9 protein-coding genes and 1 tRNA gene are annotated in these 15,313 nt (G+C 67.9%); 8 read left to right on the top strand and 2 right to left on the bottom strand.

The window, feature by feature from the left end; translation table 11 throughout:
• Positions 1 to 34: 34 nt before the first annotated feature.
• The 7 genes from EV372_RS09465 (at position 35) to EV372_RS09435 (ending at position 12,605) form a co-directional block, all read left to right on the top strand.
• Complete coding sequence (locus EV372_RS09465; RefSeq protein ID WP_130395704.1) at positions 35 to 1,075, top strand: AAA family ATPase; 1,041 nt, start codon at positions 35 to 37, stop codon at positions 1,073 to 1,075.
• Positions 1,076 to 1,313: 238 nt separating this feature from the next.
• The gene (locus EV372_RS09460; RefSeq protein ID WP_130395703.1) at positions 1,314 to 3,098 is read left to right on the top strand and encodes an AAA family ATPase; all 1,785 of its coding nucleotides are present in this window, start codon (positions 1,314 to 1,316) and stop codon (positions 3,096 to 3,098) included.
• A gap of 104 nt (positions 3,099 to 3,202) precedes the next feature.
• Positions 3,203 to 5,485: a hypothetical protein gene (locus EV372_RS09455; protein WP_130395702.1), complete on the top strand. Its 2,283-nt coding sequence runs from the start codon at positions 3,203 to 3,205 to the stop codon at positions 5,483 to 5,485.
• Between the two features lie 165 nt (positions 5,486 to 5,650).
• On the top strand, positions 5,651 to 9,652 hold the full coding sequence (locus EV372_RS09450) for a type IV secretory system conjugative DNA transfer family protein (RefSeq protein WP_130395701.1): 4,002 nt from the start codon (positions 5,651 to 5,653) through the stop codon (positions 9,650 to 9,652).
• Positions 9,653 to 10,003: 351 nt separating this feature from the next.
• Complete coding sequence (locus EV372_RS09445; RefSeq protein WP_130395700.1) at positions 10,004 to 11,836, top strand: hypothetical protein; 1,833 nt, start codon at positions 10,004 to 10,006, stop codon at positions 11,834 to 11,836.
• A gap of 50 nt (positions 11,837 to 11,886) precedes the next feature.
• Positions 11,887 to 12,180, top strand: coding sequence for a hypothetical protein (locus EV372_RS09440; protein ID WP_130395699.1), 294 nt, complete (start codon positions 11,887 to 11,889; stop codon positions 12,178 to 12,180).
• Positions 12,181 to 12,326: 146 nt separating this feature from the next.
• Positions 12,327 to 12,605 (top strand): HU family DNA-binding protein, encoded by a 279-nt coding sequence (locus EV372_RS09435; RefSeq protein WP_197044389.1) that lies wholly within the window; start codon positions 12,327 to 12,329, stop codon positions 12,603 to 12,605.
• 437 nt (positions 12,606 to 13,042) lie between these two features.
• Here the strand turns inward: EV372_RS09435 and EV372_RS09430 are convergent.
• Positions 13,043 to 13,131: transfer RNA gene (locus tag EV372_RS09430), tRNA-Ser, on the bottom strand.
• 136 nt (positions 13,132 to 13,267) lie between these two features.
• Positions 13,268 to 13,795, bottom strand: a complete 528-nt coding sequence (locus EV372_RS09425) for a SigE family RNA polymerase sigma factor (RefSeq protein ID WP_130395697.1) — start codon at positions 13,793 to 13,795, stop codon at positions 13,268 to 13,270.
• Positions 13,796 to 14,338: 543 nt separating this feature from the next.
• Here EV372_RS09425 and EV372_RS09420 point away from each other — a divergent pair.
• Positions 14,339 to 15,310 carry a hypothetical protein gene (locus EV372_RS09420; protein ID WP_130395696.1) on the top strand — a complete coding sequence of 324 codons (972 nt, stop codon included), beginning with the start codon at positions 14,339 to 14,341 and terminating at the stop codon, positions 15,308 to 15,310.
• The last annotated feature ends 3 nt before the right edge of the window (positions 15,311 to 15,313 follow it).

The following is a 15,313-nucleotide window of genomic DNA, read 5'->3' as shown; positions in this document are numbered from 1 at the left end:
AGCAGAACCCCCACACGAAAGCGAAACGCCCCGCATGAAGATCGCGCCCCTGCGGATCACCGACCCCTGGTTCCACCGCCTGGCCCGACACGGCAAGGCCGACGTGCAGACCCTGCGCGCCGTGCCCTGCGACATCGCCGTGCGCATGGAGGCGGTCTCGATCCTCCACCACGACGCCGACCAGAACTACCGCCCCTACCTGCACCTGCGGGGACAGCTCGTCCAGGTCCAGTCCGACGTCGAACTGCCCTACGGCATCACCGAACTGCCCTTCCGCCGGGGGGCCGAACCCGTCGTCGACGCCTTCTACGAGTTCGATTCCGCCCAGCTCACCGAACTGGTCCGCAAGGGCTACTTCGGCACCCGCTTCCGTGTGCCCGAGTCGATGATCGGCATCGTGTGGGAACTGCCCGCCGAGGCGGACTTCCTCGTGGTCGCACCGGAGAGCACCGCGCAGCCCCCGGTGGTGTTCGTCGATGTGCGCGACCAGAACAGCGCCGTGCTCACCGAGGAGACCAGCGGCTACAACCTCGCCGAGTACTTTCCGAACTACTCCTCCGAAGCTCCGGAGCAGCAGGCTTCGACCGGGGGTGAACACCCGGTGCCCACGCACTCGGGCGCGATCCGGGACCTGTTCGCGGACGAGGAGTTCGAGGACGTCGAGCACCGCCGGCCGACAGGGCCCGCCCACCGCGGCACGGACCCGAGCCGGTTCGGGCAGGCCCCCGAAGGCGTGTTCGACCGGCTCATGAACGAGGTCGAGGCCCGGCGCCGGGCCGAGGAGAGCGCGAAGAGGCCCGGCGTGGACTACGATCCCGACGCCCCCGAAGGGGTGCTGCGCGAGCGGATCGCCCCCGGTGTGGAGCAGGCGCTGTCGAGCAGGACCGAGGACGCCCCGGAGCACGGCACCGGGCACACGCGGACCACGGTGTTCGAGGCCGACTTCCTCGACTTGGACGAGGACGCCGAGGACACGGCTGAGGCCGGTGTCGCCCCGGCCCGCACGAGGAGCCTCTTCCAGGGAGCCCCGGTCGAGCGGCAGGACGGGACGGACGACTACCAACCCGGTGCCTGAGCCGAACCGGACGGGCGTCCGCGGTCCCGGCCGTGCCCGACGCCCTTCTTTCCTCTCCCGCGCACATCCGGGGGACGTCGCGCACCTGTGCGGGAAGGGCTTCTTGTTCGCGTTTTCGGGCATAGCAAAAAGTGCTTTGCCCCTGGTTCCATCTACGCATAAAATATCGGGATAACACTTGTTTATGAGCAAGGGCGAGATGATTTCGCGTTTCTCCCGTCCGCGGAGGCGGTAGCAGTTGTTCACCAAGCCGGACGGTTCCCTGGACGACAGGATCAACGAGCGCTACCCGAAGCTGGCCCGGTACAGCGACCCCCTCAAAGCCCCCGAGCGCGAGATCGTCGGCCGCGAGCACGAGATCTCCCAGCTCATGGCCGCCATGGCCCGGCCCGAACTGTGCAACGCCCTCCTGCTGGCTCCGGCCGGAGCGGGAAAGACCGCCCTGGTCCAGGCGGCGATGCTCAAGGACACCGAACGGGTGTACATGGAAGTGGACCTGGCCAGGATGATCGCCGGGTTGAGCACTCCTGACGAGATGGCGGCGCTGCTCAAGGGCCTGTTCGACGAGGCCGAGAGGTTCAGTGCCGACGAACACGTCGAGCTGGTGCTGTTCATCGACGAGTTCCACCAGGTGGTACAGCTCAGCGCGGCCTCAGTCGAAGCGCTCAAGCCGGTCCTGGCGGCCTCCGGCGCGCGCGGCATCCGCGTCATCGCGGCCACGACCTTCGACGAGTTCCACAAGTACGTGGCACCGAACCAGCCGCTCATGGAACGCCTGCAGCGCATCAACGTCAACCCTCCCGGCCAGAGGACCACGGTGGAGATCCTCAAGGGGATGGCCGAGCGCTACGGGGTGGCCGAGCAGTTCTACGACGATCACCTCTTCGAGCTGATCTACGAGTACACCAACCGCTACATCCCGGCCTCGACGCAGCCGCGCAAGTCGATCCTGGTACTCGACTCGATGGTGGGCTGGCACCGTCACACCGGCCGCCCCATGGACCGGGACCTGCTGGCGGACGTCCTGATGGAGTCGACGAACGTCAATGTGGCCTTCCGCGTCGACGCGGTGCAGATCAAGAAGCAGCTCGACAGCGCGGTGTTCTCCCAGGATTTCGCCACCAGTGTGGTGGCGAAAAGGCTGCAACTGTGCGTTGCCGACCTGAACGACAAAACGAAGCCCATGTCCTCCTTTCTTTTCACGGGCAGTTCCGGGGTCGGCAAGACCGAACTCACCAAGCAGCTCGCCCTGCTGCTTTTCGGTGACGACCAGCGTCACCTGATCCGCTTCGACATGTCGGAGTTCGCGCGCGAGGAATCCCTGGACCTGTTCCGCTCGGAGCTGACCAAGCGAGTGTGGGACATGGGGCACGCGGTGCTGCTGTTCGACGAGATCGAGAAGGCCGCGTCGGCGATCACGCGTGTGCTGCTCCAGGTGCTCGACGACGGCAGGCTCTCCGACGACAACGGCCGCCAGGTGTCCTTCCTCAACACCTACATCGTGCTCACGACCAACGCGGGTTCAGAGATCTACGAGACGATCGCCCAGTACAACGTGGACGACAGCGGCTCGGGCAAACAGCTGGTGGAGAAGATGAAGGAGATCCGCCGCTCCATCTCCACCACGCAGGGCGACAACAAGTTTCCGCCCGAACTGTTGGGTCGTATCGACGCGATCGTCCCCTTCCAGCCGCTTTCGCGTGAGACCCAGCGCAAGATCGTGAAGAACAAGCTGCGCCAGATGCGGCGCGAGGTCATGGTCAAGCACGGGGTCAGGGTCGAGATCGCCGAACGGGTCCTCCAGTACCTCATCGACGACCACGCCGACACCGACTCCAACGCGGGCGGCGCGCGCGCGGCGATCGCGAAGATGACCGACGAGGTCACCACCGCCATCGCCGCGTTCGTCAACGCCTACTCGCACGAGAGGGTCCTGCGGGTGGACGTGCGCGGCACGATGCGCAGCGAGGACAAGGGTCTTCTCAAGAGCGAATCCCACATCGAGGTGGCCGCCGCACGATGAGGCGGCATGTGGGAAAGCAGCGGGCCATGGGGTGACAGATGCCTAATGTAGCCTGATAAATGAGCTGAATCGATGCGTCATAGTCAGAACGAGAGGATGTGCCGATGGGACTCATCGACGGCATGTGGAAGAAGGGGACGGTCGATGGCACGTCCTCCGGCGGGCCGGAGCAGGCCGCCTCGCCGGGCGGCGACGGCAAGAAGCGCGCCAAGCGGCGCAAGCCCGAGGAGATGCTGGCGAGCGTGGTGCGGGAGAGCACCGTCAACGCCGCGATCGACCTGCTGAGCCGCAACCACCTCTTCGTCCTGCCCGGGGGCAACTCCTGGGTGGCCCTGGCCCTGCCGGTGGAGAACATCGGCGGGCTGAGCAAGAAACAGCAGAGGGACGAGGCCAAGGGCTCGCTCATCGAGCTCATCAACCACGACCACATCCAGACCATCACCACCCGTCAGCTCCTCGACGAAGAAGTCCTCGGCATCATCCCCACCCCCCAGACGCTGGAGCGCATGGGGGAGTACTCGCTGCTCACCGGTGCCACGTACTACTGGATGGTCCTGGGCCCGAGCCAGGACCGCCAGGAGCTGCTGGTCAACGCCGTCATCGACGAGGCGGTCTCCTACGCCGAGGCGGTGAGCATCTCCAACGGCAGCCGGAGCCTGGCCGACCGGTTGCCGCAGGCGTGGGCCTGGACCCAGGCCATCGAGACGACCGCGACCCCCGCGGACGCCGCGAACAGCCCTGTCGCCGCCCCGTCCGCCGACACCGTCGCCACGGCACCGCAGCCCTTCCGCGCCGCCGTCGAGGAAGGCGCTCCCCCGACCGGCCCGGCGGTCGACGCGCCCGCCCCGGACGAGGCCCTCGACCACGGGGGGCTGGAAGACGAGCCCCTGCTCGGCGGGGGACTCCCGACGGACATGTTCGACGAGGGCTCGGGCGGCGGGGAACCGGACTACGACGACATGACGCCGTCGGCCTTCGAGGTTCCCGCCGACGACGGGCCCGACGGCTACGAGGACGTGGTGGACGACGAGGACGAGGACCGCGAAGGCGGGGGGCCCGTGCCGGGGGGCGACGGGGGACGGGCTCCTTCCTGGCAGCGCTATGCCGAGCAGAACCGGGACAGGGAGTTCACCGAGGAGCAGGTGCGGCTCACCGTCGCGCGGCGATTCCTCCCCGAAGACCTCGACCTGGAGATCCCGTTCACCGATTTCGAGGCCACGTTCGACACCCGGGCACCGTCGGTGCGGCTGGAGTTCACCGACAACTCCACGGACTGGCTCGGTGAGCAGGTCGCTCTCATGGCAGAGCAGGCCAACACCGAACTGGAGAAGCTGCACAGCGACCACCGCAGGGATCTGCGCCAGTTCTTCGTCGAGACGATGAGCCTGCACGCCGAGTCGGTCATGCGCGAGGTCGACGAACGGCGCGAGGGCTCGGTCTACCACATGCTCTCGAAGGCGGCCGAGGAGGAGTTCGCCGGGCTCACGGCCAAGGCGCACGAGGAGGTCAGCGCCCAGCGCGCGGAGATCACCCGGCGCTACGAGAAGGACGCCGAGGAACGGGCCGAGGTCGCCGCGGCCCAGGCCAGACAGGCGTTCTGGGACCGGTTCCGTCCGGAGCTGGAGCGCAGGATCGCCGAGGTGGCCCCCGAGGTCGAGCGCCGCAACGAGGAACGCTACGCCCATCAACGCCAGCTCGTGCTGGAGATGCGCCGCAAGGACGCGCACACGCGTATGCAACTGGGCGCCACACGCGCGCTGCGCCTTCTCTCCGAGCGCGAAGCCACGCAGCGCGAAGCGGAGATGGAGCTGCTGCAGCAGTGGAACGCCAAGGTGACGCGCTTCATCGACGACAACCGCAAGCACGACATCGTCCGAGCCAAGGCGCTGGCCGAACAGTTGCGGTTGGACAACCGGGTCGAGGAGATGCGGGCCGAGCACACGAGCCGGGTGGAGAAGCTCAAGGCCGATCACGAGAACCAGGCGCGCAGGTTGGAGGCCGAGCTGGAGCGCGACCGCGAGCGGGCCGATGCGCGGTTGCGCCAACGTGAGGGGGAGTGGAGGCACGAGATCGACATCAGGGACGAGAAGCTCCGCTCGGCCCATCAGCTGTACACGGACCTGCACGCGCAGATGCAGGAGATGGCCGACGGCATGCACCGGCAGTACCGCGGCAGGATCGAGGAACTCGAGGGCGACAAGCGCTCCTACGCCGAAGAGCTGAAGCGGACCAACCACATCCACAGCCGGTTCAACAAGCTCCTCCTGGCCCTGGCCGCGGTGCTGGTGCTGATCTCCATCGCCGTGGGCGTGATCCTCGGCTGGACGATCGGATACGGGGCGACCGGCACCGCCAGCGCGATGGTCCTCCCCGTGTGGTCCGTCTAGGGCAGTCGCGCACCACCGTGCGTCTCGGAGCAGGGCACCTACTTCAAGGGTGGAGGCGGTGCCCTGTTCACATTGGCCCGCAGCACCCTGAAAAGCTGCATATCCACTGATAAACCAATGGAATGAGCGCATCGTAGCGCACGAGTCAACAGAAAGGCACACCTCATGGCCAGGAGGGGCTCCAGTCCCAGAGCGAGTGCTTGGGACAAGCTCTCGTCGCGCAAGGCCGAGGAGACACTCGCCAATCGCGACATCTACGAATCCCAGCAGCTCGACCGCTCCCGCATCGAACGCAAACGGACCCGCACCTCGCGCACCGTCCTCGCGGTCGCGGCAGGACTCCTCGTCGCCGTGCTGGTGTGGGCCCTGTGGTCGGTGGGCCAGTTCGCGGTGAGCGCCATGGCCACCTCGTTCGGCGGGCCCACGGCCCCCGACTTCGTCGAACGTGAGAGGCTGTCGGCGACCCGGTACTGCTACCGCGTCCTCGACGAGGCCGGGCAGGCGGTCCCCGACCAGCCGTGCCACGGCACCGAGGGCGAGGCCCTGGAGAACCCGCCGCAGTGGGTGCTCGACGACGTCGCCGCACAGCGGGCGGAGATCGAGGCCGCGAGCGAGGACGAGCCCGACGCGCTCTTGGGATGGTTCCTCCACCTGACCTGGCTCAAGCTCGCCGTCTCGCTCGGCGGGGGCCTGGCCACGTTCGGCATCGCCTACCTGCTGCTCATGCGCAACCGGGACGCGCAGAACCTGCTGCACGACACCAGCGACATCAACCAGTACCACGGTGACCAGCACATCGCCCTGCCGGACGAGGTCGTCCGCAAGTTCGACTGGTTCCCCGACGTGGGCGCGCACAGCGCGGTGCAGCCCTCCTCGATGATCAGCCACGTCATGGCGAGCCGCAAGGGCCTCAAGTCGATCGAGGTCGCCCAGCGCGCGGAGGAGGACGTGCTCGACTCCGACGGGGACGTCGACTACCACAAGGGCGAGATCCTGCGCGATGACGATGATCGGGCGGTCACCAGGAAACTGCCCCTCATCGACGAGAAGTTCGGCGACGACCTGTTCGAGGCCTCCGGTCTGCCGAAGGACAAGAACATCCGCAAGCGGTTCGACACCACCAGAATCCCCTACAACCCCGACGGCAAGGACCGCGCCAAGCTCGGGGAGCACAAGACCGTCGCGGACATGATCAACGCCGACTGGGAGTTCCCCGAATACGAGGTGCAGCGTCCGGCCGGGGCGTACATCGTCGACACGGCCCCGGTCAACACCATGGTGCTGGCCATCACCCGCGCCGGCAAGGGGCAGACCTACATCGAACCGATGATCGACATGTGGCTGCGCGAGAAGCAGCCCAACAACATGGTCATCAACGACCCCAAGGGCGAGCTGCTGGTCAAGCACTACGTGCGGGCCGCGACGCGCGGCTTCCAGGTGGTGCAGTTCAACCTCATCAACGCGATGAAGACCGACATCTACAACCCGCTCGGGATGGCCGCCGAAGCCGCCCGGGAAGGTGACTCGACCAAGTGCGCGATGTACATCGAGAACATCGCCGACGTCTTCTTCCCGCTCGACGGCGGAGAGGACCCCGTGTGGCCCAACGCCGCCAACAACGCCTTCAAGCGCGCCGCCTACGGTCTCATCGACTACTACCTGGAGGAGGAGCGCGAACTGCGCGCCTACGCCGCCCGGGTGGACATGGACCCCAAGGTCCTGGAGACCAAGCTCGACGAGAAGTGGGGCAAGGTCACGCTGTACAACTGCTACCAGCTGTTCGTGCAGCTCTCGGCCAAGAAGGTGAAGAACCCGGTGGACCTGGTCGAGGAGAGGGTCCGCAGGGGCGAGTTCGGGAGCCTGGAGGACGGCACGTTCCGCGAGGAGGAGGCCGAGACCGCCCTCAAGGAGGCCGAGGGCAGGACGTTCCTGTGGGAGGACAAGAAGGAGCTGGACATGCTCACCTTGTTCTTCAACGCCACCAAGGCGCTGCCCACCAACTCGATGCGCACCCTGGTCGGTAACGCCGACAACGCGCTGCGGGCGATGGGCGCGGCCGAGAAGATGCTGGCGAGCGTCTACGGTATCGCGATCACGGCGATGAGCTTCTTCACCGACCCGACGATCTCCACGCTCACCTCGGGTACCCCCAGCCAGAACACCGACCTGGGGGGCCTGAGCTTCCCGCGTCGCATGGGCGTGCGCTTCGCCGTGAACTACCTCAAGCGGGACCATCTGATCGGGGCCCAGGCCAAGTGGGACGCCTACGCCGACGCCGGGTTCACACAGGCGTTCGGCGGGGACTTCGAGCACGAGGACATCGTCTCCCGAGAGGGCTGGGCCCGCTACTACTTCAAGGGCAAGTTCTCCGGCAACGTCGCCTACATCCGGTTGCGGTTGCTGAACCCGCAGACCGGCATGCTCATCCGCACCTTCCACTTCAAGTTCACCAAGGACTACCAGACCTCACTCAACGGCCGGTTCTACGTCACCGACCCGGTGACCGGTGAGAAGATCATCCGCAACGGCATCCTGCTGGAGCTGAGGAAACAGGACGACGGCTCGTTCGCGCCCGGGCACACCACCTATCCGCAGATGCGGCTGACCAACATCACGGGAGACCTGCCCAAGAAGGAGATGAGTCAGGCCAAGGCGATCACGCAGACGATGGTGCGCTATTCGGAGCAGCCCAAGACGGTGTTCCTGGTGACTCCGCCGCACCTGATGAAGTACGCCAAGCTCATCCTCATCCTGGTCAAACAGCTGGTCGACCTGAACTTCGACAAGTCGTACATGACCAAGGAGAACCAGAAACCCCTGTACAAGACCCGGTTCATGCTCGACGAGCTGGGCAACCTCCAGTCGGAGGGACACGGCATCTCCGGTTTCGAGACGATGCTCTCGATCGGGCTGGGTCAGGAGCAGCAGTTCACGCTCATCCTCCAGACCCTCCAGCAGCTGCGCGACGTCTACGGCGAGTCGGTGGACAAGATCGTGCAGGGCAACACCTCCAACATCGTCTTCCTCAAGAGCACCGACGACTCGATGCTCGACACGTTGGAGAAGATGTCCGGCAAGCGCCACACCACCTACATGGACTCCAAGACCGTGACCCAGGACAAGGGGCAACTGGTCAAGGGCATGAGCGTGGAGGGCAAGGTCTCCTACACCATGTCGACCAAGGAGGAGCCGGTCATCTCCTACAACGACATGGCCTTCATCTCCGAGCGCAACTCGATCGTCTTCCGGGCGGGCGACCCGCCGGTGTGGAACCGCAACGAGACGATCCTGCCGATGTCGTGGCGCATGTTCAAGGACACGATCGCGCACCCCGGACACGACTACACGCTCCAGACCATCCCGACGCTGTCCAGCGCGATGGACTTCGACGTGCGCATGAACCAGCCCGACTTCGAGGCGATGCTGGCCAAGCGCATGCAGCAGGCCGAGCTGACCGTCGAGTGCCGAGAGAAGTACAAGGTGGCGCACGACCTCACCGAGGTGGACGTCGCGCGACTGGACCCCGACACCTACGCCAACGAGGTCATGGAGTTGGTCGACGCCGCACGCGGCGAGACCTACGCAGAGGAGCACGACCTGGGTGGTTCCGACGAGGTCGACCTCGAAGACCTGGAGGGCGCCATCGACCTGGACATGCCCTGGGAGTACGACGTGGCCACCCAGCAGGCGGTCGTCAACCAGCAGGCGAGGATGGACGAGTTCCGTCAGATGCGCTACGCCGACAGGCTGGTCAGCCGCGACATGCTGGTCCACTTCTCCTCCGACCCCGCGCGGCCTCACGCGGGAGCGCTGGACGGTCCGTTGGACACGCACGTCATCGAGGCGTACAAGACGGTGCGCCCCGCACTCGAACAGGACAGCGCCCACTTCTCGGTGGGCGCGGACGGCTCGCTGCGCAGCGCCGACGGCTCGCGCGCCTACATCTCCCGCCAGGACGAGTCCGAGGCGATGCGACGGCTCCAGCAGGCCAGCGGGAACGAGGCGGAGCGGGTGTTCGCCGAGGACCCCGAGCAACTGGCCGACCTGCACGGGTTCCGCGTGCACGGAGCCTTCTACGAGTTCCTCGCCGAGCAGGAGAGCTGGTTGGGCCTGGCGCGCGGTGAGTTCGACCGGGCGATGGCCGACGTGATGCGCGACGAGGGGTAGCCGGGAGGCCCGCTGACGGGGGCCGGGGGTCCTGGCGGACTCCCCGGCCTTCGCGGCAGCCCGGGCGTTCGGCGGACGCACGCCGTCGGCACACCCGTGACCAGCAGGCCCGCGGCCGGTCCCCGGGCGGTCTGCGGCGCATCCGTTCCGACAGCGGTGAGTCCGAGTGCGCAGCCCGGTGCCGGGGTACAGTACGGGGTAGCGAAACGACTGATAGACGAGAGAAGTCGGCGGGTACCGCAACCACGTCGGGCGCATTCCGAGCAGGATCGGGTCACACCACGCGACGATGAACCGTCGCTGGCCTGAGGCGAGACAGGAGAGGTCGTGGCGACGGGGAAGAAGAGGGTGTTGGGCGCCGAAAGGTACCCGGACCCGGACGAGACCGCCGGCGCGCGGGTGCGGGACGCCGGTGCCCGCCCCGGCGGGGAGAGGGCCCGGCGGCCACGTCAGGGCCGTGAGGAGCGCGAGGCCGACACCGCTCAGGGCGAGCGCGGACGGTACGAGCGCGAACGGGCCCGCGAGAACCGGCGGACCAGGCGCGACGCGGCCGGGCCCGACGGCGATCCACGAGCCCGGCTCAAGCTCCAGACGCAACGTGCGCAGGTTCGGTTCATCGGCCATCTGCGCGCATCGCGTATCACCGCGCCGGGGCAGTCCGAGCCCGCCCGGCGCCAGAAGCTCAGCGACCTTCACCAGGCCTACGCCTCGGCGATGGTGCTCCAGTGCCTGGAGCCGCTCCAGCGCGGATTCAGCGCGGAGAACGTGCTCCGCACCGTGGGCATGGGTACGGCGATGTGGCTGCTCTCGCCCAACTTCCGCGCCCACGTGGGGGACTACGCCGTGCAGATGGGCGCCGCCATCGGTGACCGGCTGGACACGCGGGCCCGGCGCGAGGCGAAGACCCTCGCCCAGGGCGAGAGGTCCCGGGAGAAGGAAGCCCAGCACCTCGACAGGACCGGCCAGGGTCGCGAGGGCATGCGAGGCCCGTCCGGCTGGCGCCACCGCAGGCGCCTGGAGCGCATCGAACGGATGGAACGCGGTGGCCGCGACCTGTTCACCGAGCACAGCGCGGCACTGACGCACGTGGGCATCGCCCAGAACGCCTACGACGAGATGCGCAGACCCGGCGCTGACCGGGAACTGGTCAGGCAGAACTACGAGAGCGCCCTCAGCGCGCTCTACGGCTGCGTCGACGACGACGGCCTGGACCGCGGGGCGGTGGCGCGCAACATGCGCATCGTCGTCGGTCAGCTCGTCGAACGCGACCCCGAGCAGGCGGCGGTGTTCTCCGAACTGGCCCACGGCCGGTTCGGCAGGACCGAGCCGCGGACGGTCGTCCCGCCCGGCACCACCCAGGCGGTGACGGCCTGGACCGGTGACTACGTCGACACCGGCAACGGCGATGTGATCACCGGCGGGACCTTCGCGCTGCGCGAGCCGATGGGCGCCGACGAGCACCGTGCCGCGGTGGCCCGGACCATGTACGGCGAACTCACCTCCGCGAACAGCCCGGCCGGGTTCAGCGAGGTTCTGGAGCAGTACGTCATCGGCTCCGCCACTCGTGAGCACCCCGGATCGGCCGAACTCGCTGAGGGCCCCGCGGCACGCGCTCGGCTCAACCGGTCCCGGACGATGTTCGCGTCCATGCGCGACGACGGGCTCAGTGACCAGGAACAGAAGCTGGCCTACACGGGCGGGTTCGTCGAGTCCCTGCAAGCCCTGGACCGCACCCACCCGGAGTTGATGACGCGGTGGCGCCGGAGCCTGGGGCCCGAGTGGGAGCAGCGGATGCGCGACCTGATCGCGGAGTACGACGACTTCGGTGAGCAGGCGGACCGCCACCGCGAGCAGCGGGGCGCGCGGGTCTGGGCCGAACCGGAGCACGCCGCGGGCCCGGAGGAGGTCGTCGTCGTTGACGCCGAGCTCGTCGACGACGAGCCGGGGGAGGGGCGGCGGGGTCCGGGGCCGGACGGGAAGAGCCGGCGGGCAGGGGCCGTAGCCCTGTTCACCGGTTCCGGGGACACCTCGGCGGCGAACCAGGACGTTCTCGTGTGGAAGGGGCAGGGACTGCGGGGAAAGCAGGAGACCAGTGCCGCGCCGCCAGGGCGGATATCCCCCCATGCCACGATTTCGCCTGCGGCGGATCCGGGGCGGGACGGCGGACCTGAGTTCGGTGGCTGAGGAGCCGCCCCGCCGAGGGAACAGAAGAGACGACACAGGAGGAGAACACGATGGACAATGTCAACTGGGAAAGCCTTTTCGGCATCGAGCCCGAGGACCGCAAGCGCTGGGACGAAATGAACGCTACGGCGGAAAAGCGCATCAAGGAAAGGGGCGGTGTCGAGCACTATGCCAAGGAGGCGGCCGATTCGGGGCTGAACCTGGCGCGGCAGGCGGCCGCGTCACGGATGCAGGCGGCCCAGAACGCGGGACGGGACGACGCGCGCACGACGCGACCGAGGCGCAAGGTGGTCATCCAGGAGGAGAAGACGGAGTTCCTCGACGACGACCCCCAGTTCGGCTGAGAACCCCGCAGGCTCGCCGAGCGATGTTTTGACCCTCCAACAGGGGCTGGATAGACTCGTATACGAGTAAAAACGCGGCATGATGCCCTGATCAGCACGGAGGACCGGACATGGCGGCGCCCCAGAAACCCACAGGCTCGGAACGCGTGACCAAGCGCATGTACATCGCGTCGGTGGCGCGCCGTGCCGGGCTTCCGAAGAGGGTCGTCTCCCAGGTCTACGATGCAGCCATGGCAGAACTCCTGGACGTGGTCAGTCAGGGAAACCGCCTCGTTCTCACCGGTTTCGGCAGTTTTGAGAGGCAATGGCACAAAGGTCACCCTGTGAGGTTCACCAAGGCCGGTGACACCAGGGTCGACGACTACTCCGTGTTGAAATTCAGTTCCACCCGTCAGACCAACCAGCGCATCGGCGAGTCCCAGTGACGATGGAAGTGCAGCCGGTCGAGGACGCGAGAGGAAAAAGCCCTCGGAGAATGTAGACTTCGGGGCTCTTTTCGTACATGCGTCACTTTCCCTTTTTCCTTCACCGGTGTGGTTCCTCGCCGCGTGACCGGCTGTCCGGAGTCGCGGGAGCCGTCGCACGCGGTGGTGGAAAGCGTGTTCACGCCGACTGTGGCGTAGGACACCACCGCTTGGTGAGCTGACGCCCGGGCCCGGCCCGGACCGGGCCTCTGGAGCCCTGGATGCCACCGCGTGCCTTCGGTGGCGCCCCGTGGCCTCAGCTCGCCCGCGCGGTCCGGCGGCCGGGGCGGTGGTCGGCGTGCGCGGTCGGCCCGGGCCCTGCACCGAGCGTCCCCGGGCACGAAAAAGACCTGGGGCCTCTCTCGCTCTCGCGATGTGAGAAGCCCCAGGTCGGAGCGCGGAGGATCGGGGATTTGAACCCCGGATGGGCGTAAACCCAAACCGCATTAGCAGTGCGGCGCCATAGACCTGACTAGGCGAATCCTCCTGGCTGGGACAAGCCTACAGACACCACGGACGGTTGCGCAAAACGAAGGCCCCGCCGTGCCCCCGCGACCGGTGGAGGCGGTGCCGGGAAGGGCGCCGCCTGCTGATGCGGTTCGGGGCCGGGCGGGTCCACGGGGTCAGCCGACGGTGCGCTCGATGATGAGGTCGGCGTCCATGCGCAGCTTGTCCACGGCGCGGGACAGCGTGCTCTTCACCGTGCCGAGCGTCACCCCCATCCGCTCGGCGATCTGCGCCTCGGTGAGGTCGTCGTAGTAGCGCAGCACCACCGTGGTCCGCTGCCGGTCGGGCAGGCGGTCGATGGCGCGCTCCACCACGTCGGCCAGGTCGCTGCGCCAGGTGGGGTCGTCCACGCGCTGCTCGGGGATCTCGTCGGTCGGGTAGACGTCCAGCCGGTTGCGCCGCCACTCGGAGATCTGCGTGTTCACCATGGCCCTGCGCACGTACCCGTCGCGCGCCTTCGGGTTGGTGATCCGGTCCCAGGCGAGGAAGGTCTTGACCAGTGCCGCCTGGAGCAGGTCCTCGGCGTCGGCGTGGCTGCCCGTCAGAGACCGGGCCATCCGGAGCAGGACCGGTCCGCGTTCGGCCACGTAGTGGCTGAACTCGTCGTACCGGGGCGTCCGGGTCGTCCCTGTCACGCCGACCACCGACCTTCACGGGCGCTGCGTGGGCTTTCGTCGTGTTTCTCCCTTCTAACTCTCACACAGCCAACGCAAACATCCAGGCACGTGTGTCCCACGCGCCGATAAACGGCCAGCCGGAAAACCGCAGGTGACCGGCCTTCCTCCGTGTCCGAACGCCGGTCCCGGCGAGTCGCGGCGCCGAGGGCCGACAAGCCCGTGGCACGAGCCGGTTCCGCTCGCCGGACCTCGCCGCGCAGACCGGTCCCGCTGGCGGAGGAAAGAGAGGCCGACCGAACGGGAACCCCTGTGCTTTGGGGGATCTTGTGGGTGTTTATGAATCTTTCTAGATTTATGGGTTCTATGCGTAGCTTTGTAACGACAGGCTGTGGTGGGGCGATCCCGAGTCGCCCGATGTACGAAGCCCGATGTACGAAGCCCGGTGTGCGCGGAATCCGCTCTCTGGTTCCATGGGGTGCCCCACGCGTCGTTAGGGGCCGCGGCACCGAGAACATGTCTGGACAACGGGGACGAAGCGACGAGTCGTACTGGTGAGGGGGCTCAGTCGAGATGTCAGTGACCACCGAGATCGGACGGGACCGCAGAAGGTTCACAGCCGCGGTGCTCGGCGCCGCGAGCGCACCCGAACCCACGCCGCTCGGGCACCGCGTCGCGCGCGGCGTGGTCGTCAGCGCCAACGCCCGCATCCTCTGCCTGGCCGTGCCGGGCGGCGAGGAGCACTTCATGTACGACCGCTCCACCGTGTTCTGGCGGGGCGGGGAGGTCGGCCCGGGTGAACTCCGCCCCGGTGACGACGCCGTGGTGCTGCGCGTACCCGGCGGCCACCCCATCGCCGCACGCGTGTGGGCCCAGGCCGCCCGCGCCACCGGCGTCATCGTCAGCCGCGACGGCGACACCCTGGAGATCGACCCCGGGCACGGGCGACCGCGCCAGACCGTCGTCCTGCCCTACCGCGCCTCGGGCCGGATCTCCGTCCGCCACCCTCGGCTGGAACCCGGCTACGTCTTCGACGCCGTCGGCGTCTGGTGGGAGGGGGTCGTACGGGCCGTGCGCCCCGCCACGACCCAGCCGCCCTACCCGCTGGGCGCCACACCGCACCGGCCGCCCACGCGTCGGCGCCCCACCACGCTGAGCGGCGTCGCCACCTGGTACGACCCGGCGTGGGGCCGCTCCTCCCACGTGGACCCGCGCGCCCACGTCGACGGGATCGCCTATCCGGCGCTCGACCCCGTCGGCCACGACGGGCCCTGCGACCGGCGCACCTCCTGCGTTCCGCTTCCGCTGCTGTCCACCGGGGCGACCCTGAGCCTGCGCAACGACTGCACGCACGAGGCCGCGGCGCTTCCCGTGGTCGACTGCGCCGCGGCCGACAGCTGGCTGTGCGACCTGTGCTCCTCCTGCGGCGGCCAGAGCGCGGGACGGCTGGCCTCCCTCACCATGACCGGCTTCGTCGCCCTCGGCGGGCGGCTGGAGGACGGCTGCTTCAACGCGACCGTCACCGTCCACGACGGGGAGGGATGACCG

The sequence above is a fragment of the Nocardiopsis sp. CNZ308 genome (assembly GCF_004217075.1).
The sequence above is the reverse complement of the archived record's forward strand: the minus strand, read 5'-3'. Positions and strand labels throughout refer to the sequence as shown.

Excerpts from the sequence above, each read along its gene's own strand:
- EV372_RS09465 (WP_130395704.1), top strand. The coding sequence starts at position 35 with ATGAAGATCGCGCCCCTGCGGATCACCGACCCCTGGTTCCACCGCCTG.
- EV372_RS09455 (WP_130395702.1), top strand. The coding sequence starts at position 3,203 with ATGGGACTCATCGACGGCATGTGGAAGAAGGGGACGGTCGATGGCACG.
- EV372_RS09450 (WP_130395701.1), top strand. The coding sequence starts at position 5,651 with ATGGCCAGGAGGGGCTCCAGTCCCAGAGCGAGTGCTTGGGACAAGCTC.
- EV372_RS09440 (WP_130395699.1), top strand. The coding sequence starts at position 11,887 with ATGGACAATGTCAACTGGGAAAGCCTTTTCGGCATCGAGCCCGAGGAC.
- EV372_RS09420 (WP_130395696.1), top strand. The coding sequence starts at position 14,339 with ATGTCAGTGACCACCGAGATCGGACGGGACCGCAGAAGGTTCACAGCC.